Source organism: Bradyrhizobium sp. B025 (assembly GCF_042257955.1).
Lineage (GTDB): Bacteria > Pseudomonadota > Alphaproteobacteria > Rhizobiales > Xanthobacteraceae > Bradyrhizobium > Bradyrhizobium diazoefficiens.
This window is the reverse complement of sequence record NZ_CP170150.1, coordinates 787,594-807,500: the sequence shown is the minus strand read 5'-3', so window position 1 is coordinate 807,500 and position 19,907 is coordinate 787,594. Positions and strand designations below refer to the sequence as shown.

The 19,907-nt window shown below is 63.8% G+C and carries 13 protein-coding genes, 2 tRNA genes, 2 rRNA genes and 1 riboswitch (1 of these 18 running past the window's edge); of the genes, 8 read left to right on the top strand and 9 right to left on the bottom strand.

Annotated features, from left to right (window positions below; translation table 11 throughout):
• From ACE10W_RS03850 to ACE10W_RS03835, 4 genes are all read right to left on the bottom strand, one after another.
• A 23S ribosomal RNA gene (locus ACE10W_RS03850) occupies positions 1-69 on the bottom strand; it reaches 2,804 nt to the left of the window's first position.
• A 396-nt stretch (positions 70-465) separates the two neighbouring features.
• A tRNA-Ala gene (locus ACE10W_RS03845) sits at positions 466-541 on the bottom strand.
• 33 nt (positions 542-574) lie between these two features.
• Positions 575-651: transfer RNA gene (locus ACE10W_RS03840), tRNA-Ile, on the bottom strand.
• A 226-nt stretch (positions 652-877) separates the two neighbouring features.
• Positions 878-2,366, bottom strand: a 16S ribosomal RNA gene (locus tag ACE10W_RS03835).
• Together the 16S and 23S rRNA genes with 2 tRNA genes alongside form the textbook arrangement of a ribosomal RNA operon.
• Before the next feature lie 1,012 nt (positions 2,367-3,378).
• On the opposite strand from ACE10W_RS03835, the gene ACE10W_RS03830 reads away from it, so the two are divergent.
• The 3 genes from ACE10W_RS03830 to ACE10W_RS03820 all read left to right on the top strand — a co-directional run bounded on the left by ACE10W_RS03830 (position 3,379) and on the right by ACE10W_RS03820 (position 7,575).
• Positions 3,379-5,433 carry a M23 family metallopeptidase gene (locus tag ACE10W_RS03830; protein ID WP_038965357.1) on the top strand — a complete coding sequence of 685 codons (2,055 nt, stop codon included), beginning with the start codon at positions 3,379-3,381 and terminating at the stop codon, positions 5,431-5,433.
• A 154-nt stretch (positions 5,434-5,587) separates the two neighbouring features.
• Positions 5,588-7,219, top strand: a complete 1,632-nt coding sequence (locus tag ACE10W_RS03825; RefSeq protein WP_038965356.1) for an SMP-30/gluconolactonase/LRE family protein — start codon at positions 5,588-5,590, stop codon at positions 7,217-7,219.
• An 89-nt stretch (positions 7,220-7,308) separates the two neighbouring features.
• Positions 7,309-7,575, top strand: coding sequence for a hypothetical protein (locus tag ACE10W_RS03820; protein ID WP_271552236.1), 267 nt, complete (start codon positions 7,309-7,311; stop codon positions 7,573-7,575).
• 75 nt (positions 7,576-7,650) lie between these two features.
• On the opposite strand, the gene clpB is transcribed toward ACE10W_RS03820, so the two are convergent.
• A complete protein-coding gene (clpB, locus tag ACE10W_RS03815; protein WP_011084221.1) occupies positions 7,651-10,290 on the bottom strand; it encodes an ATP-dependent chaperone ClpB in 2,640 nt (879 codons plus the stop codon).
• Between the two features lie 239 nt (positions 10,291-10,529).
• Between clpB and ACE10W_RS03810 the strand changes: the two genes are divergently transcribed.
• Positions 10,530-11,318 (top strand): MOSC domain-containing protein, encoded by a 789-nt coding sequence (locus ACE10W_RS03810; RefSeq protein WP_304550821.1) that lies wholly within the window; start codon positions 10,530-10,532, stop codon positions 11,316-11,318.
• A 107-nt stretch (positions 11,319-11,425) separates the two neighbouring features.
• On the opposite strand, the gene ACE10W_RS03805 is transcribed toward ACE10W_RS03810, so the two are convergent.
• Complete coding sequence (locus ACE10W_RS03805) at positions 11,426-12,211, bottom strand: TIGR02594 family protein (protein ID WP_304550820.1); 786 nt, start codon at positions 12,209-12,211, stop codon at positions 11,426-11,428.
• Positions 12,212-12,426: 215 nt separating this feature from the next.
• Between ACE10W_RS03805 and ACE10W_RS03800 the strand changes: the two genes are divergently transcribed.
• Positions 12,427-13,290, top strand: a complete 864-nt coding sequence (locus ACE10W_RS03800) for an alpha/beta fold hydrolase (protein WP_304550819.1) — start codon at positions 12,427-12,429, stop codon at positions 13,288-13,290.
• A gap of 56 nt (positions 13,291-13,346) precedes the next feature.
• Here ACE10W_RS03800 and metW read toward each other — a convergent pair whose 3' ends face one another.
• On the bottom strand, positions 13,347-14,009 hold the full coding sequence (gene metW / locus ACE10W_RS03795) for a methionine biosynthesis protein MetW (protein WP_060910126.1): 663 nt from the start codon (positions 14,007-14,009) through the stop codon (positions 13,347-13,349).
• 1 nt (position 14,010) lies between these two features.
• Positions 14,011-15,213: a homoserine O-acetyltransferase gene (locus ACE10W_RS03790; protein ID WP_011084216.1), complete on the bottom strand. Its 1,203-nt coding sequence runs from the start codon at positions 15,211-15,213 to the stop codon at positions 14,011-14,013.
• Positions 15,214-15,304: 91 nt separating this feature from the next.
• A riboswitch (SAM riboswitch) is annotated at positions 15,305-15,384 on the bottom strand.
• 203 nt (positions 15,385-15,587) lie between these two features.
• Between ACE10W_RS03790 and ACE10W_RS03785 the strand changes: the two genes are divergently transcribed.
• From ACE10W_RS03785 to ACE10W_RS03775, 3 genes are read left to right on the top strand one after another with little or no spacing between them, the layout of a single operon-like run.
• A complete protein-coding gene (locus ACE10W_RS03785; protein WP_011084215.1) occupies positions 15,588-16,436 on the top strand; it encodes a chorismate mutase in 849 nt (282 codons plus the stop codon).
• A 32-nt stretch (positions 16,437-16,468) separates the two neighbouring features.
• Positions 16,469-17,566: a histidinol-phosphate transaminase gene (locus ACE10W_RS03780; protein WP_304550818.1), complete on the top strand. Its 1,098-nt coding sequence runs from the start codon at positions 16,469-16,471 to the stop codon at positions 17,564-17,566.
• The gene (locus ACE10W_RS03775; RefSeq protein WP_011084213.1) at positions 17,563-18,498 is read left to right on the top strand and encodes a prephenate/arogenate dehydrogenase family protein; all 936 of its coding nucleotides are present in this window, start codon (positions 17,563-17,565) and stop codon (positions 18,496-18,498) included. The genes ACE10W_RS03780 and ACE10W_RS03775 overlap by 4 nt, the downstream gene beginning before the upstream one ends.
• Positions 18,499-18,616: 118 nt before the next feature.
• Here ACE10W_RS03775 and ACE10W_RS03770 read toward each other — a convergent pair whose 3' ends face one another.
• Positions 18,617-19,801: a DUF2125 domain-containing protein gene (locus ACE10W_RS03770; protein WP_028173536.1), complete on the bottom strand. Its 1,185-nt coding sequence runs from the start codon at positions 19,799-19,801 to the stop codon at positions 18,617-18,619.
• Positions 19,802-19,907: the final 106 nt, after the last annotated feature.

Below are 19,907 nucleotides of genomic sequence, written 5' to 3'. Positions count from 1 at the left end.
CAGCGTAGCACGTCCTTCATCGCCTCTCAGCGCCAAGGCATCCACCGAACACCCTTAAGGCACTTGATTGCTCTCATTATCAATGTCCACACACTCGGCAGAATGTTGTCTGCAGAACTGCCTTGCGGCACGCGCCCTCGATGAACGCTATCTGCAGCCGGACAATGATTAGAAAGACCAGCTTGCTTCGTAAGATCGTTCCGATAGCGAGGCGGTCAAGCTTCGCTAAAAGGATCATTTACAACTCGCCCGTCTTTCAAGTTTGACCTTGAAGGACGCGTGAGCGCCGAAATGATCCGGAGATAATGAAGTATCGCGCAGAAATCTTCTGCACGATCCAACTCGGATCGATCTCCTCTTTACGATGTCAGAAATCACGCAGCCTGCTGTCCATCCGGACTAGCAAGTGCGAAGTGATGTTTCGCGGACGATTTAGGTGCACGATCAGTCGATGATCAAACCATCTGGTGGAGCCAGACGGGATCGAACCGACGACCTCATGCTTGCAAAGCACGCGCTCTCCCAGCTGAGCTATGGCCCCGTAACCAGAAGACGAATGCTCACTCGATGAAAGTGGTGGGCCTGGGAAGACTTGAACTTCCGACCTCACGCTTATCAAGCGCGCGCTCTAACCAACTGAGCTACAAGCCCCTAACGCTATCCTATCAAGGACTAGGGTCTTGGCGTGCAGCAACCGGCGACTAGCGCCAAATGCAATCGCACAGCGCAGCCCCGGCGCGTGTTCGTCCGCGAAGAAAGAGAAACGAAGACGGCGAAATCCCGCCAATGCAGCTCAACAATCCTGACGACTGTTGGCCACTGATGTTTCTAAAACGATCCGATAGTGAGCCGAAGCTCGCTGAAGGATCATCCTTAGAAAGGAGGTGATCCAGCCGCAGGTTCCCCTACGGCTACCTTGTTACGACTTCACCCCAGTCGCTGACCCTACCGTGGCCGGCTGCCTCCATTGCTGGTTAGCGCACCGTCTTCAGGTAAAGCCAACTCCCATGGTGTGACGGGCGGTGTGTACAAGGCCCGGGAACGTATTCACCGTGGCGTGCTGATCCACGATTACTAGCGATTCCAACTTCATGGGCTCGAGTTGCAGAGCCCAATCCGAACTGAGACGGCTTTTTGAGATTTGCGAAGGGTCGCCCCTTAGCATCCCATTGTCACCGCCATTGTAGCACGTGTGTAGCCCAGCCCGTAAGGGCCATGAGGACTTGACGTCATCCCCACCTTCCTCGCGGCTTATCACCGGCAGTCTCCTTAGAGTGCTCAACTAAATGGTAGCAACTAAGGACGGGGGTTGCGCTCGTTGCGGGACTTAACCCAACATCTCACGACACGAGCTGACGACAGCCATGCAGCACCTGTGTTCCAGGCTCCGAAGAGAAGGTCACATCTCTGCGACCGGTCCTGGACATGTCAAGGGCTGGTAAGGTTCTGCGCGTTGCGTCGAATTAAACCACATGCTCCACCGCTTGTGCGGGCCCCCGTCAATTCCTTTGAGTTTTAATCTTGCGACCGTACTCCCCAGGCGGAATGCTTAAAGCGTTAGCTGCGCCACTAGTGAGTAAACCCACTAACGGCTGGCATTCATCGTTTACGGCGTGGACTACCAGGGTATCTAATCCTGTTTGCTCCCCACGCTTTCGTGCCTCAGCGTCAGTATCGGGCCAGTGAGCCGCCTTCGCCACTGGTGTTCTTGCGAATATCTACGAATTTCACCTCTACACTCGCAGTTCCACTCACCTCTCCCGAACTCAAGATCTTCAGTATCAAAGGCAGTTCTGGAGTTGAGCTCCAGGATTTCACCCCTGACTTAAAGACCCGCCTACGCACCCTTTACGCCCAGTGATTCCGAGCAACGCTAGCCCCCTTCGTATTACCGCGGCTGCTGGCACGAAGTTAGCCGGGGCTTATTCTTGCGGTACCGTCATTATCTTCCCGCACAAAAGAGCTTTACAACCCTAGGGCCTTCATCACTCACGCGGCATGGCTGGATCAGGGTTGCCCCCATTGTCCAATATTCCCCACTGCTGCCTCCCGTAGGAGTTTGGGCCGTGTCTCAGTCCCAATGTGGCTGATCATCCTCTCAGACCAGCTACTGATCGTCGCCTTGGTAGGCCGTTACCCTACCAACTAGCTAATCAGACGCGGGCCGATCTTTCGGCGATAAATCTTTCCCCGTAAGGGCTTATCCGGTATTAGCACAAGTTTCCCTGTGTTGTTCCGAACCAAAAGGTACGTTCCCACGCGTTACTCACCCGTCTGCCGCTGACGTATTGCTACGCCCGCTCGACTTGCATGTGTTAAGCCTGCCGCCAGCGTTCGCTCTGAGCCAGGATCAAACTCTCAAGTTGGACTTGAACTTTGAACCGGCTGATCACAACGTTTGACGAGGTCCCACCATTTTTCATCGACCGAAATCGACGAGCTGCCTGCGATTCACATCGCTGGCAACGATGGTGTTTCCTTTAAAACGTGTACCGCCGAAGTCTTTCGTCCGGTCTCGATCAGAAAAGCCGAAGCTTTTCAGAGCCGAGACCCGCAAGGACTCCGCCGTCCACGTTTCTCTTTCTTCATCTTCACTTGTCAAACAGCCCGGGACCGGAGAGGCCCCAACCTTCCTGAGAGGAAGGGTTCCGACACCCTTACCGACGATGGATGAACTCCAACCGACTGGTGTCGGCTGTTGTGTCACTCAACAAGGTGAGGAGCATCAGTGGCGCGTTCGCTCGCCTTGGTCAGTGACCCGGCGGCGCCGCGCTCAGTGGTTGGGGTTATAGGCCCCACCTTCCGGGCTGTCAACGCCAATCGTCAACAAATCGTCGCACAGTGGATTGTTGAAAAAAATCCAGTGATTCCAGTCGATTAGAGGGGGCATGAGCGCGCTGACCGAGGCCGCATCGCAAAAAATCTCAAAAAAAGTTTGCGCCTCAGGGAGCTCCGGAAGGGCTTCGGAGGGGCTCCGGAAGCGGCTTCGGGCGCCCTTCCCGGACGGGCTCGGCCGGTCGCCCCTTCAGGAAACTTTTTCCATATTAGGCGCCGTACTAGAGCCACAATCCCGCGGCGTTCTGATAAGAGACAAGCTTGAATCGCGGGGATGCCAGTGGGGGCTGCCGGCGGTTTGCGTGGGGTCAGAGGAAGGCGATCATACGATGAAGCGGCCTTCTTCAGACATTCGAGAGACATCGAGAGATCTTTTTCCGCTTAGCTGTTCGTAATTTCGGCCGGCCCGTCATCAGGGCCTTCTGACCGCGAGCGCCTGTGCGGCTTGCCGTTTCCTGCGATGCCCCTCCAAGAGGGCGACCAGGGAGGGGCTCGAAACCGGGCTGGTATGGGCCTCTTGGGTCGTTGATTGGGGGACTTGGGTTGAACCACAGGACGTCACGCGGCGCTTACGGGCGTGAGACCGGGATCATCGATCTCGGCCACGAGCCGCCGCTTTCCGTCGATGGTTCCGAAGCCGCCGTCATCGACCGCCGTCGTGTTTCGGTCCAATGGTTCAGCGGGACAATTCTGACCGGACTTTGCGGCGCAGCCCTGATCGGCGGCGCCGTTTTCGCTTCGCTCGACGGCGAGATGACCTTCGCCAAGGTGCCGGAGCGGGTCGAAGGCGCGCTGCGTGGCGCGTTTGGCGCAGCTGATCGCGCCGCCACGCTGCACAAGAGCGACCGCCTGCCGCCACCGAACGAATCCACCGCATCGCGCAACATCGTGCGCGTCTCCACGGTGGCCCGCGTCGGCAATCGCGACGTGATGCGGGTGCGTCCCTTCGTCCGGATCGCCGGCAATCTGTCGATGACGACGAGCGACCTGTCGGCAAAAATTCCGCCGTTCAACGCCCAGCGCCTTCTCACCGACGTCGGCTCCGATCCGAAGACCGCCGCCGACGATCCCAACAACCCCGAAGCGGTCGAACCCGACGCCGAGGTCTCCTTCGTCACCAAGGACCTGTCGCCGGTGCTGCCGAAGGCCAAGATTTCCGCGGTGGTGGCGCTCGACGACATCCTGATGCGGGTCCGCGATGCCGCCAACTGGCGCGGCAATGGCGGGGTGCGCTACGCCTCGCTCGCCAATGCCACCGCCGACGTTTCCGGCGCGTCCGACATGAAGATGGCCTACGCCACCGAAGTGTCGCCGTCGGATCCCTATGCCGGCTTCGAGACGCGCGTGGTGCCGGAAAACGTCACGCTGCTGCCGAAGACCAAGGAGCAGATCACCGGCGGCAATCCCAACGGCGAGCGCGTCCATCTGGTCAAGAAGGGCGACAGCGTCGCCTCCGTCCTGCGCGATCTCGGCGCCACGGCGGACGAGATCAAGGCGATCGCCGCGACGCTCGGCCCGCGCGGCCGCGACGGCGGCCTGAAGGAAGGCGAGAAGCTCCGCATCCTGATGGCGCCCGCAAGCCCCGGCGCCCGGCTCCAGCCCTATCGCGTCGTGGTTGCAAACGACACCATGGTCGAGGCGATCGCGGCGCTGTCCGACCTCGGCAAATACGTCGCGGTCGACGTCTCCAGCATGAACACCGTCGCTGATGCCACGGCCAACGCCAACAGCGACGACGATGACGACGATGACGGCACCGGCGTGCGGCTCTACCAAAGCATCTACGAGACCGCGATGCGCAACAAAGTGCCGATGCCGGTCATCGACGACATGATCAAGATCTACTCCTACGACGTCGATTTCCAGCGCAAGGTGCAGCCTGGCGATTCCTTCGACGTGTTCTACGCCGGCGAAGACGAGGGCGTGACGTCGAACGAAAAGAACGACGTTCTGTTCGCTTCCCTCACGGTCGGCGGCGAGACCAAGAAATACTACCGCTACCAGAGTCCCGACGACGGCGTCGTCGACTACTACGACGAGAGCGGCAAGAGCGCGAAGAAGTTCCTGGTCAGGAAGCCCGTCAACAACGCCATCATGCGCTCCGGCTTCGGCGGCCGCCGCCATCCGATCCTCGGCTATGTGAAGATGCACACCGGCGTCGACTGGGCCACCGCCTACGGCACGCCGATCTTCGCCTCCGGCAACGGCGTGATCGAGAAGGCCGGCACTGAGGGCGGATACGGCAAATACATCCGCATCAAGCACAACAACGGGTACGAGACGGCCTATGGCCACATGTCGGCCTTCGCCAAGGGCATGGAAGCCGGCAAGAAGGTCCGCCAGGGCCAGGTCATCGGCTTCGTCGGCTCGACCGGCGCGTCGACCGGTCCGCACGTGCACTACGAAATCCTCGTGAACGGCCGCTTCGTCGATCCGCTGCGCGTGAAACTACCGCGCGGCCGATCGCTGGAAGGCCCGATGCTGGCCGGCTTCGAGAAGGAGCGCGACCGGCTCGACGGCATGATGAGCGGCCGGGGCGGCGCCATCGCCCGTATCTCGGATGCGACCGGCGGACCGTTGCAGGTCACCAACCGGTAGGCCGGCAACCGGCCGACATCGACCGGACATCTTCACCAACACGGTTGAATGGGACGCTTTCGAAGCGACGCCGCTTTACGGCGACACAACGTCAAGTTTCGTTTGCCAAAGCCGGATGACGGGCGAATACTTTCCAAAAATGGGAGGTCACGCCATGAAGAACAGGCTTGCCTGCACAGCCGTCATTGCTGCGATTTTCTGCACCACGAGCGCGTCAGCCCAGAAATTACCGGAGATTTGGGAGGTCACGAAACTCGTCCCCGGCTCGGCGTTCCATGGCGTGCATGGGCTCGGGATCGACAAGGCCGGCCATCTGTTTGCCGGCAGCGTCGCCGGCGCCATGCTCTACGAGGTGGATATCGCTAGCGGTACCGCCAAGGTTGCAATCCCGGCTCCGATCGGAATGGCCGACGACATCGCATTCGCGCCCGACGGCACCATGGCCTGGACCGGCTTCCTGGCCGGCGATCTCTATTCGCGCAAGGGCGACGGCCCGATCAAGAAGCTCGCCTCCGGCCTTCCCGGCATCAATTCGCTGGCCTTCCGCAAGGACGGCAGGCTCTACGCCACGACGGTCTTCCTCGGCGACACGCTCTACGAGATCGACGTCGAAGGCGTCAAACCGCCGCGTCAGATCATGGAGAAGATGGGCGGCCTCAACGGCTTCGAGTTCGGTCCCGACGACAAGCTCTACGGCCCGCTCTGGTTCAAGGGACAGGTCGCCAAGGTCGACGTCGACAAGGCCGAGCTGACGGTGGTTGCCGACGGCTTCAAGGTCCCGGCCGCGGTGAATTTCGATTCCAAGGGCAATCTGTGGGTGGTCGACACCGCGCTCGGCCAGCTCGTTCGGGTCGATCCCAAGTCGGGCGCCAAGACCATGGTCGCGCAGCTGAAGCCGTCGCTGGACAACCTCGCGATCGACGAGAAGGACCGCATCTACGTCTCCAACATGGCCGACAACGGCATCCAGGAAGTCGATCCGGCCAGCGGCCAGGCCAAGCAAATCATCATCGGCAAGCTCGCGTTGCCCGGCGGCATCGGCGTCACCTCGGAGAATGGCAAGGATACGATCCACGTCGCCGACGTGTTCGCCTATCGCACCGTGGACGGTACGACCGGCGAGGTCACCGAGAAGGCGCGCATGCATGCCGCCGGCGTCACGCTCGAATATCCGATGAGCGCGACGGCAAAGGGCAACGACGTGATCCTGTCGAGCTGGTTCACCGGCACGGTGCAGGTGATCGACAACAAGACCGGCGCGACGCGCGACATGCTGCATGACTTCAAGGCGCCGCATGATGCGATCGTGCTCGAGGACGGCAGCATCCTGGTGGCCGAGCTCGGCACCAAATCGCTGGTCCGCGTCAGCGGCGAGCACGGCAAGGACCGCACCACGCTGATCGGCGACCTCGAGGGTCCGGTGGGGCTCGTCGCCGGATCGCGTGGCGAGGTCTATGTCACCGAAGCCTTCGCGGGTGTCGTGTCCAAGATCGAGCAAAACGGCGAGAAGACCGTGCTCGTAAAGGAGTTGAAGATGCCCGAGGGCCTCGCACGTACCAGCGACGGCAAGCTGATCGTGGCGGAAGTCGGCGCTAGGCGGCTGATCGAGATCACGCCGGAGGACGGCAAGATCACCGAGATCGCGGCCGATCTCCCGATCGGCCTTGCGGGCGCACCCGGCGGCCTGCCGACCCACATCCCGACCGGCGTCGCCATCGGCGCCACCGGCGTCATCTATTTTTCCTCCGACATCGAGAATGCGATCTACAAGGCGGTGAAGAAGTAGCGTCTGCCAGCGGAATTCGGCTGCGGGGGAACCGGCGCGCGGGTTCCCGGTTAGAGGCTAACGGGACCGACCAGCAGGAGGATCGCCCCATGACGCGCCTCTCACGCGACGATGTCGTCAAGGCCGTGGATCGGGCCGACGAGGTCACCATTGCCCAGATTATCGGGACCGGCGCGACCGTCGAGGAGCTCGCCGAAGCCCAGGCCTGGCTCGCCAATGACGAGCCGTTGATCAACGATTTGCGACCGCTGGCGCAGGGACGGGTGCGCGAGCTGGTCGATATCCTGTCCGAGCTTGAAGAAGACGACGACGAGGCCGGACCGGCCGAGCCCGGCTCCGCGTCCGCCGTCGGCTAGGATCAGCCCAAAACAATTCGCCCCGGAGAAGTGAACCTCTCCGGGGCGATCTGCCGTTTCAGGCAGCGATGACGCTCAGTTCAACTTCCGCTTCGACGCCGGCGCCTCGAACTGGGCGATCTCCGCGGTTTGCGGGGCCTTGCCGTTGAAGGTCAGCACGTTGCCTTCGGACGAGATCGCGACGTTGTCGCCGTCCTTGACGTCGCCGGCCAGGATCATCTCGGCGAGCGGGTCCTGGAGGTAGCGCTGGATCACCCGCTTGAGCGGCCGTGCGCCGTAGGCGGGATCCCAGCCCTTGGCGGCGAGCCAGTCGCGGGCCGCGCCGTCGAGCGTCAGCACGATCTTGCGATCGGTCAGCAGCTTCTGCAGCCGGGCGAACTGGATCTCGACGATCCGGCCCATCTCGCTCCGCTGCAAGCGGTGGAACAGGATGATCTCGTCGACGCGGTTGAGGAATTCGGGGCGGAAATGTCCCCGCACCATTCCCATCACCTGCTCGCGCACGGCCGACGTGTCTTCGCCCTCGGGTTGATTCACCAAGAACTCCGAACCGAGGTTCGAGGTCATGATGATCAGCGTGTTGCGGAAATCGACGGTGCGGCCCTGGCCATCGGTCAGGCGGCCGTCGTCGAGCACCTGCAACAGGACGTTGAAGACGTCAGGATGCGCCTTCTCGATCTCGTCGAACAGCACGACCTGGTAGGGCCGGCGCCGCACCGCTTCGGTGAGCGCGCCGCCCTCGTCATAGCCGACATAGCCCGGAGGCGCGCCGATCAGCCGCGAGACCGAATGCTTCTCCATGTACTCGGACATGTCGAGGCGGACCATCGCGGTCTCGTCGTTGAACAGGTACTCCGCGAGCGCCTTGGTCAGCTCGGTCTTGCCGACGCCGGTGGGGCCTAAGAACATGAACGAGCCCATCGGCCGGTTCGGATCCTGGAGACCCGCGCGGGAGCGGCGCACGGCCGTTGCGACCGCATGAACGGCTTCGGCCTGGCCGACGACGCGCTTGCCGAGGGAGTCCTCCATCTTCAGCAACTTGTCCTTCTCGCCCTCCAGCATCTTGTCGACGGGCACGCCGGTCCAGCGCGAGACCACCTGCGCGATGTGGTTGGCGGTGACCGCCTCCTCCATCATCTCGCCGGAGTTCTCCTTGGCCTCGATGTCCGCGAGCTGCCGTTCGAGCTCGGGGATCCGGCCATAGGCCAGCTCGCCGGCCTTCTGGAATTCGCCGCGGCGCTGGGCATTGGCGAGCTCGACACGCAAGCCGTCGAGCTCGGCCTTGAGCTTCTGCGCATCGGAGAGCTTGTTCTTCTCCGCGCTCCAGCGCGCCGTCAACGACGCGGATTTTTCCTCGAGCTCGACGAGTTCCTTTTCAAGCGTCTGCAGGCGGCTCTTCGAACCGGCGTCGCTCTCCTTCTTCAATGCTTCCTGTTCGATCTTCAGCCGGATGATTTCCCGATCCATCGAATCGAGCTCTTCCGGCTTGGAATCGACCTGCATCTTCAGGCGCGCGGCGGCCTCGTCCATGAGGTCGATCGCCTTGTCGGGCAGGAAGCGGTCGGTGATGTAGCGGTTGGACAACGTCGCGGAGGCAACAAGCGCGGAATCGGTGATCCGCACGCCATGGTGCTGCTCGTACTTGTCCTTCAGGCCGCGCAGGATCGAGATGGTGTCCTCGACCGAGGGCTCGCTGACGAAGATCGGCTGGAAGCGCCGCGCCAGCGCCGCGTCCTTCTCGACATGCTTCTGGTACTCGTCGAGCGTGGTCGCGCCGATGCAGTGCAGCTCGCCGCGGGCGAGCGCCGGCTTCAGCAGGTTCGATGCGTCCATCGCGCCGTCGCCCTTGCCTGCCCCAATCAGCGTGTGCATCTCGTCGATGAACAGGATGAAGGTGCCCTCGCTCCCGGTCACTTCCTGGAGCACGGCCTTCAGCCGTTCCTCGAACTCGCCGCGGTATTTCGCGCCGGCGATCAGTGCGCCCAAGTCGAGCGAGAGCAGCTTCTTGTCCTTCAGGCTCTCCGGCACGTCGCCATTGACGATACGCAGCGCAAGGCCCTCGGCGATGGCGGTCTTGCCGACGCCGGGCTCGCCGATCAGGACGGGGTTGTTCTTGGTCCGGCGCGAGAGCACCTGGATGGTGCGGCGGATCTCCTCGTCGCGGCCGATGACCGGGTCGAGCTTGCCGTCGCGCGCGGCCTGGGTCAGGTCGCGGGCATATTTCTTCAGCGCGTCATAGGCGTTCTCGGCGGTCGCCGAGTCGGCCGTGCGGCCCTTGCGCAGGGCCTCGATCGCCGCGTTGAGGTTTTGCGGGGTGACACCACCCTTGCTGAGGATCGTGCCGGCCTCGCTGGTCTTCTCCAGCGTGAGGCCGAGCAGCAGCCGCTCGACGGTGACAAAACTGTCGCCGGCCTTCTCGCCGGCCTTTTCGGCGGCATCGAAGGTGCGCGCGAGCTCGGGCGCCAGATAGATCTGCCCGGCGCCGCCGCCGGAGACCTTCGGCACCTTGTTCAGGGCGTCCTCGGTCGCCTTCAAAATTGCGCGGGAATTGCCGCCGGCACGGTCGATCAGACCGGCAGCGAGCCCCTCATTGTCGTCCAGCAGCACCTTCAGGACGTGCAGGGTCGAAAACTGCTGGTGCCCCTCGCGCACCGCAAGCGACTGCGCGGACTGGATGAAGCCCCTGGAGCGTTCGGTATACTTCTCGATGTTCATCTTTTCTTTCCCTCGGCCTGCCCATGGAGCCCTCTAAGGCACTCCAAACGGCATCTTCATTGGGTTTCCGATTACCGCATTGACGTTTCTCAACCGGTAACGGTCGTTATTTACCGACGCTGCCGCCGGCCTGAGGCAGATGTGGGAAGCGGGTTGCGGGAGCGAAAGAGGCGTCTTCACAATTTCGTGCGCGCATCGGCCCGCTTGGCGCGGCGTGGCCGAATCCCCTAAGTAGCGCCATGACAGCCAGCCAGACCGCCGAGATTACCGGCCTCTACCGCTATCCCATCAAGGGCCTCACCCCGGAACCCCTGCCCCGCGTTGCCTTGCGGGTCGGCCAGACCCTGCCCGCCGACCGCCGCTACGCCATCGAGAACGGCCCGAGCGGGTTCGATCCCGAGGCGCCGGCCTGGAAGCCGAAAATCCAGTTTCTGATGCTGGCGCGCAATGAGCGGCTGGCTTCGCTCGACAGCCGGTTCGAGGACGCGACCAACCGCCTGACCATCCGCAAGGACGGCCAGATCGTCGCCAGCGGCGATCTGGAGACCGCCGCCGGGCGCGCCGCCATCGAGCGCTATTTCACCGAGAACTTCCAGCCGGAGTTGAAGGGCCCGCCGAAAGTCCTGTCCGGCCGCGACCACAGCTTTTCCGACGTCGCCCGCAAGGTCGTCTCCATCATCAATCTGGACAGCGTCCGCGCGATCGAGGCCATGCTCGGCGGCACCGCCGTGCATCCCCTGCGCTTCCGCGCCAATCTCTACGTGAAGGGCTGGCCGGCCTGGTCCGAACTCGACCTCGTCGGCCAGACGCTCGCGATCGGTCAGGCCCGGTTGCAAGTGGTCAAGCGCATCGTCCGTTGCCCGGCCACCAACGTGGACCCGGTGACGGCAAAGCGCGATCTCGAGATTCCGCCGACGCTCTCGCGGCATCTCGGACATATGGACTGCGGCATCTATGCCGAGGTCATCGCCGGCGGCGAGATCGGCGTGGGGGATGCGGTCGCGGTGGAAGAGCCGAAGCTGGTGTGAGCTTCGTAGGGTGGGCAAAGCGAAGCGTGCCCACCAACTTTATCTCTGCGGGACGAGATGGTGGGCACGGCGCTAACGCGCCTTTGCCCACCCTACGCTCCCTCACCTCAGTTCGGCATCACATACGCATAGATGCGGCCGCGCGAGACCGGCGCCTCGCGGACGCGGTTGCCGTTGTTGCCGGAGATCATGATCGGATTTCCCTGCGCGTCGACGCCGGTGATGATGCCAACGTGGCCGCCCCGGCCGCCGCGCGACATCACCGCGATGGCACCGACCTGCGGGCCGGAGACACGCGTGCCGTAACGCGCGAATGAATTCGCCATGTCCGAGCCGGTGCCCCGGTGGCCGGTCTTCTCAAGCACCATGTTCATGAAGCGCGCGCACCACAGGCTGCCACGCCCGGTCGGGTTGCCGCCGAGATAACGGCGCGCCTCGGACACGAGGCCCGATCCGCCGCCGAAGCCGCTGCTCATACCCATGTTGCCGGCGTTGCCATTGTCGCCAGCGCTGCTCTTGTTGACAGCGTGGCTCATGTTACGGGCGCGGCTCACTTTGCCGGCGCGGCTCACGTTTCCACCGATGCCCATTTCACCGCCGCCCAGATAGCGCGTGTCACCCATGCCGCCGCTATTGGCGTTCGGATCGTAGCTGGCCTGCGTGTCCATGAAGCCGCCGGCCTGCAACTGCGCCGCGCTGCGCTCGAAGCGCGAACTGCGGGCCTGGTGCCGGTAATGATGATATCTGCTGGCGTGATGCGCGTAAGCGTGCCGCTCTGCGCTATGACGATGCGGCCGTGCCGAGGCCGGAGACGAGAACGCGGCGACCGCCGCGAAGAACAGCGCCAGCGCGACAACACAACGCGACGGGCGAGACGCAAACAACTCGAACATTAGTCATCCTTCGTTGACACCCCCACTTCCCAGCCGGCCCGTGCGCGGCCGACATCCCTCGGGCCGTTAAGCCGCCCCATGTGGCGAGAAAAAGACACCGTGCCGGTGAATAGCTGGGTTGATTTTGTGTCGGTGCCGGCCTGACGCTGCCGCATTGCGGACAACAGCATTAACTGCGATCCTTCACATGCGGCTAGAAGAGAGGGAAACGGTTAATGCCCCACGCCACGACCAGGGACGACGTCCGCATCTATTTCGAGGAAGCGGGCCAGGGAACGCCGATTATTTTCCTGCACGAATTCGCGGCCGACTACACCAATTGGGAGCCGCAGATGCGCTACTTCTCGCGCGGCCACCGCTGCATCACCTATTCGGCGCGCGGCTACACGCCGTCGGACGTGCCTGAGGGCGAGGTCTACACCTACACGCATTTCTACACCGACGCGCTCGCGGTGCTCGATCATCTCAGGATCGACCGCGCGCATCTCGTCGGGCTCTCGATGGGCGCTTATTCGTCGCTTCAAATCGGACTGAACGCGCCGCAGCGGGCGCTGTCGATGACGCTCGCCGGCGTCGGCTCCGGTTCGGAGATCGAGAATCTCGACGCCTGGCGCAGGCAATGCCGCGCCAATGCCGAGCAATTCGAGACGCTCGGCTCCACGGAGGTGGCGAAAGTCACGCGCGAGGCGCCGAGCCGGATTCCCTTCCTGGTCAAGGACCCACGCGGCCACGCCGATTTCTACGCCGCGCTGGCGCGGCACGATGCCAGGGGATCGGCGCGCACGATGCGCGTCTTCCAGGGCGGCCGTCCCTCGATCTACACCATGACGGACGCGATCAGGGGCGTCGCGACGCCGGCGCTGATCATCTGTGGCGACGAGGATGACCCTTGCGTCGGGCCGAGCCTGTTCCTGAAGAAGCATCTTCCGGCCGCGGGCCTCGCGATGTTTCCGAAGTCGGGGCACGTGCTCAACCTCGAGGAGCCCGCGCTGTTCAACGAGACCGTGGAGCGGTTCGTCACGCTGGTGGAAGCAGGTCGATGGCCGGCGCGCGATCCGAGGTCGGTGGCGGCGCAATAGTTTACCCTGTCATTCCGGGGCGCTCGAAGAGCGAACCCGGAATGACGCCTACGGCGTCACTTCCCCTGCCCGCGCGTGAGCAGAAACACGCCCTGCTCGCCGAACATATTCCACACCCACCAGGGCAGGTTCAGCGGCACCGGGCGGCCATAGAGATCGAGCGCCACCGAGCGTTCCATCTTGACGTTGATCTCGTCGCAGAGCTCGACGAAATCCTTGATGGTGCAGAAGTGGATGTTGGCGGTGTCGTACCAGGTCGCCGGCAGGTTCTCGGTGCGCGGCATGTGGCCGCCGATCAGGAGCTGGAGCCGCATCTTCCAGAAGCCGAAGTTCGGGAACGAGACGATGGCGCGGCGGCCGATGCGCAGGAGATTTTCCAGCACTACACGCGGCTGCCGCGTCGCCTGGAGCGTCTGCGACAGGATCACGTAGTCGAAGGCATCATCGGGATAGTTCACGAGGTCGGTATCGGCGTCGCCCTGCACCACCGCGAGGCCCTTGGCGACACAGCGGTTGACGCCCTCGCGCGACAATTCGATGCCGCGGCCGTCGATGCCGCGGGTCTCCAGAAGCTGGAGCAGATCACCGTCGCCGCAGCCGACATCGAGCACCTTGGAGCCCGGCTTGACCATCTCGGCGACGAGCAGATGGTCGGCGCGAAAATGACCGGACTGTCCCGCGCTAAGGCCGCCCAGCGGCAGCACTTCCTGCACTGACATCCTAGCCACCCCTGCCGTTGAGTCCGCGCGCCTTGCCGGCCGATTCCAGGAAGGCGCGGGCGATGTCGAAGAATTCGGGCACGTCGAGCAGGAAGGCGTCATGGCCGCGATCGGTCTCGATCTCGGCGAACGATACCCGCGCGCTCGACGCATTCAGCGCATGCACCAACGCGCGCGATTCCGAGGTCGGGAACAGCCAGTCGCTGGTGAAAGAGACCACGCAGAAGCGCGTCTTGATGCCCGCGAACGCCTTCGCCAGCACGCCGCCATGGTCGCCGGCGATGTCGAAATAGTCCATCGCGCGCGTCAGATAGAGATAGGAGTTGGCGTCGAAGCGCTCGACAAAGGACGAGCCTTGGTAGCGCAGATAGGACTCGACCTGGAAGTCGGCGTCGAACGAAAAGGTCGGCAGGTCGCGGTCCTGCATGCGCCGGCCGAACTTGCGATGCAGCGCCGCGTCGGAGAGATAGGTGATGTGCGCCGCCATCCGTGCGACCGCAAGGCCGCGATGCGGATGGATGCCGCGATCGGCGTAGCCGCCATTGTGCCAGTCGGGATCGGCCATCACAGCCTGGCGACCGAGCTCGTGAAAGGCGATGTTCTGCGCCGAGTGCCGCGTCGAGCAGGCAATTGCCAGCGCGGAATACACGCGCTCGGGGTAGGCCGCCGTCCATTGCAGCACCTGCATGCCGCCCATCGAGCCGCCGACCACCGCGAACAGCGTGTCGATGCCGAGCCGGTCGATCAGCATCGCCTGCGCGCGAACCATGTCAGGGATGGTGATGACCGGGAAATCCAGGCCCCACACTTTGCCGGTCGCGGGATTGATCGAGGCCGGCCCGGTCGAGCCCATGCAGCCACCGATCACATTGGCGCAGATGATGAAGTATTGGCTCGGATCGAGCGGACGGCCCGCACCGACGAGGGTTTCCCACCAGCCGGGCTTGCCGGTGACAGGGTGCACATTGGCGACATGCTGGTCGCCGGTCAGCGCATGGCAGATCAGGATCGCGTTGGAGCGATCGGCGTTGAGCTCGCCATAGGTCTGGTAGGCGATCTGGAACGGGGTGAGATCTATGCCGCAGTCGAGCGGCAACGGCTGATCAGCGCCGAAATGCGCGACGAGCGAGCTCGGATGATCCACCTCATGCGACCGCTCATCGGCACTGATCGCGGGACTGGATATCGACGTGACGCCAACCATCTGACCATCGACCTCGTTTGCGATCCGACTTCAGACCGCTACTTGCATCAGGCCATAAAAAACCCGGCCTGAACGATAGGTTCGGCCGGGATCGGAAGCGTCCCCGGCCTGTTTAGCGAGTTTTTTAACGTGGCTGCAAGCCGGCCGGCTCAAATGACCACGGAACAGGCAAAACTTAACGGCTTGGACGGTTTTCGTCAAGATACGGTCCTGATTGACCAAATTCGTCCCCGTCGCGTCAGCCGAAAAGGCCCGATTTCCCTTTGCATTTCTCTTTGCTTTCGCCGCTCCGACTGCCTAATCAAGACATCGACCGCGGCGGGTCCGACCTGATGGACCCGCATTGGAACGCCTCTCAACAGCACTTGCCAGATATGTCCCAACGTCCGCCCGCGCCACCATCGTTGCAGGAATTGCGCAAGGAGATCGACGCGATCGACGAGGGCATGCATCGCCTCCTGATGCAGCGCGGCGACATCATCGACCGCCTGATCCAGGTGAAGCAGACCCAGGAGGTGGGCTCGGCGTTCCGGCCGGCGCGCGAGGCCGACATGATGCGGCGGATCGTGGAGCGCCATCGCGGCATCCTGCCGCTCGACACGGTCGAGAGCATCTGGCGCGTCATCATCGCGACGTTCACTTACGTGCAGGCGCCGTTCGCGGTGCATGCCGACATCTCGGTGAGCGAGCCCGCGATGCGCGATTCCGTGCGATTCCATTTCGGCTTCACCGTGCCTTACGTCGCGCATTTCAGCGCGCAGGCCGCGGTCGAGGCGGTCGCGAAATCCAAGGGCGATCTGGCGCTGGTCTCGGCGACTTCCAGCCGCACCCCGTGGTGGCTGGAGCTGGAAGCAGAAGGCGCACCGAAGATCATCGCGCGGCTGCCCTTCGTCGAGCGTGCCGACCATCCGGCCGCGCTGCCCGTGTTCGCGATCTCGCGCGTCGCCGACAGTGCCCTGGTGACGGAGGTGGAGACTTTCAGCGTGCGCGTCTCGGGGTGGAATGCCGAGATCGCGCGGGCGCTGTCGCCGCTCGCCGACATCGTGGCGGTGCCCGATACCGCCTTCGATGGCGCCGCGCTGCTGGTCTCGGTCACGAGCGCGAGCAGCATCGACAAGATCAAGGCTGCCCTGATCGAGGCGGGGGCCTCGGTGCGCTCCACGGCCCTCGTCGGCAGCCACGCGACGCGCTATACGGTGCCCCCGACCGGGTCGAAATCGTAAGTTACGAGCCGCCTGCCATTCCGGAGTTGAAGATGTCCCGCCCCGTGCCGAACCCCGGCATTCTCGATATTGCGCCCTACACGCCCGGCAAGAGCCCGGTGCCGGAGCCGGGCCGCAAGGTGTTCAAGCTCTCGGCCAACGAGACGCCGTTCGGCCCCTCGCCCAGGGCGATCGAGGCCTTCAAGAAGGTGGCTGATCATCTGGAAGACTATCCGGAAGGCACCTCGCGGGTGCTGCGCGAAGCCATCGGCCGCACCTTCGGCCTCGACCCCAACCGCATCATCTGCGGCGCCGGCTCGGACGAGATCCTCAACCTGCTCGCCCACACCTATCTCGGCCAGGGCGACGAGGCGATCTCGACCACGCACGGCTTCCTGGTCTACCCGATCGCCACCATGGCGGTCGGCGCCAGGAACGTCATCGCACAGGAGAAGAACCTCACCTGCGACGTCGACGCCATCCTCAAGGCTGTGACGCCGAAGACGAAGCTGGTGTGGCTCGCCAATCCGAACAACCCGACCGGCACCTATATTCCGTTCGACGAGGTCAAGCGCCTGCGCGCCGGCCTGCCCTCGCGCGTGCTGCTGGTGCTGGACGCCGCCTATTGCGACTACGTCTCGCGCAACGATTACGAGATGGGCATCGAGCTCGTCGCCACCACGGAGAACACCGTGGTGACGCACACCTTCTCCAAGATCCACGGCCTCGCCGCGCTGCGCATCGGCTGGATGTTCGGGCCCGAGCACATCATCGACGCGGTCAACCGCATCCGCGGTCCGTTCAACGTGTCGACGCCGGCAATGTACGCCGCGGTCGCCGCGATCGAGGACACCGCGCATCAGGCGATGTCGAAGCAGTTCACCGAGACCTGGCGCAACTGGCTCACCGAGGAGATCGGCAAGCTCGGCCTGAAGGTGACGCCGAGCGTCGCCAATTTCGTGCTGATCCACTTCCCGACCGACAGGGGCAGGACCTCGGACGACGCCGACGCCTTCCTCACCAAGCGAGGCCTCGTGCTGCGGGCATTGAAGAATTACGGCCTGCCGCATTCCCTGCGCATGACCATCGGCACCGAGGAGGCCAACCGCCTCGTCGTGGACGGTTTGCGCGACTTCATGGCCGGCAAATGAGCGTACAGCCGCACTTCCAGCGCATCGCCCTGATCGGCTTCGGCCTGATCGGCGGCTCGATCGCGCGCGCTGCGAAGCTCCAGGGCCTGGCCGGCGAGATCGTCACCACCGCGCGCTCGGAGAAGACGCGCGCGCGGGTGCTCGAGCTCGGCATCGTCGATCAGGTCGTGGCGACCAATGCGGAAGCGGTGAAGGATGCCGATCTCGTCATCCTCTGCATTCCCGTCGGCGCCTGCGGACCGGTGGCGCAGGAGATCGCCGCGCATCTGAAGCCCGGCGCGATCGTCTCCGACGTCGGCTCTGTGAAGGGCGCGATCGTCAGGGACATGGCGCCGCATCTGCCGAAGACCGTTCATTTCGTGCCGGCGCACCCCGTGGCGGGCACCGAGCACTCGGGGCCGGATTCCGGCTTTGCCGAGCTCTTCATCAACCGCTGGTGCATCCTCACCCCGCCGGAAGGCGTCGACGCGTCGGCCACCGATCGCTTGCGCGCCTTCTGGGCTGCGATGGGTGCCAAGGTCGAGGTGATGACGCCGGATCATCATGATCTCGTGCTCGCGATCACCAGCCATCTGCCGCATCTGATCGCCTACACCATCGTCGGCACCGCCGACGAGCTGGCGCAGGTGACGGAATCGGAAGTGATCAAGTTCTCCGCCGGCGGCTTCCGCGACTTCACCCGCATCGCGGCGTCCGACCCGACGATGTGGCGCGACGTCTTCCTCGCCAACAAGGAAGCCGTGCTGGAGATGCTCGGCACCTTCACCGAGGATCTGGCAAAACTCACCCGCGCGATCCGGCGCGGCGACGGCGAAGCGCTGTTCGACCACTTCACCCGCACCCGCGCCATCCGTCGCGGCATCGTCGAGATCGGCCAGGATTCGGCGGCGCCGGACTTCGGCCGGCCGCATGCGGCGCTGAAGAAGCCGTAGCTCCTGTCATTCCGGGGCGCCCGAAGGGCGAGCCCGGAATCCATTGGGCCACAGCGCACGCGGCGAAATAGATTCCGGGTTCGATGCTACGCATCGCCCCGGAATGACGAGAGAGGTTTCAATACAGCGGCGGAATCTGGCCGACCTTGACCGGGCCGAGCAGCACGGCGCCGTCGACGAACTTCAGCGGGAAGCTGCGGGCCTTCTTGCCTTCCAGCGTGCTCTCGGTGCCGATCGAATTGATGCCGGCGGCGACGCCGGCATTGGCGTTCTGCTTGATGACCTTGCCGAGGCCGGGAACGGCGCGATCGAGCGCGCCGAACAGATTGTTGAGATCCTGCGACTTCACGCCGGGCGCGACGCGGTCGAGGGTTGCCTGCGGCACACCCTCTTCCAGCATTTTCTCGATACCCAGCGCCGGGATCACGCGCTCGAGGCCCGTCACCGTCATCTGCAATTCGCCGTCGAGTCGGCCATTCGCCGAGAGCCCGAGCGTGCCGGCCGCGACCGCGATCATCTCGCCCTGCTGGATCCGCGACTGCACGATCTCGATATGGCCGCCGACGGCCTGGATCTCGCGGAAGCGTTGCGGCCATGGCTTTGGGGTGAGGTCGGAGAGCCCGGTGACCTTGGCGCGCGTGTCCGCCTCGAACGGCTCGGCGAGCAAGGGGTGAACACCCTGGATGCTGCCCTGCGCGACGTGGAGCACGGTCTCGATCACGGGATGATCGGACGGCGATCCGTCCGCGAGGCGCCCGTGCAGCTCGACCTGCTTGGCGCGCGCGAGCGGCACCTGCACGCTGCCGTCGAGCCGGTTGATGACGGGATCGTCGAACACGATGGAGGCGCGGTCCGGCACCGCCGGCAGGCCGACCACGCTGCTGCGGCCCTTGCTCCAGTTCACCACGAAGGTGTTTTGCGTAACGCCGTCGGTGAGGGTCGCCGGCGCCGAGAATTCGGCGATGACGCGCTTGGGATCGTAGACCTGGGCGACGACCAGGATGTTGTCGAGCCTCGCCGTGAACGGCGTCTTGCTCGCGTTCTGCGAGACCAGGGCGACGCTGGCGCCGGAGCACTGGACCTCGAAGCGGAACGGGAAGCCCGCGATCGAGCGCTTGGCGCAATCATAGATGCGGCCGGACTTGGCCTCCTGCGCGCGCCAGGCGTCTGCGGCGATTTCGGCCTGCGAAGCGGCGTAGAACCAGAAGCAGCTCCACGCGACGGCGAGGATCAGGAGGAGAATGGGTGCGATGAAAAGGCCCCAACGGGGGCGGCGGCCTGCGGCAACGGTCAGATTGGACATGCGGCGACCCTTTGGCCTCAGATTTTGTCAAATGTAAGCGAGGTTGGCTTGCTCCGAAAGGCGGAGAATTCGCTTCGCTTGGGGGCGCGGTTCTGGTAGCCGTGCC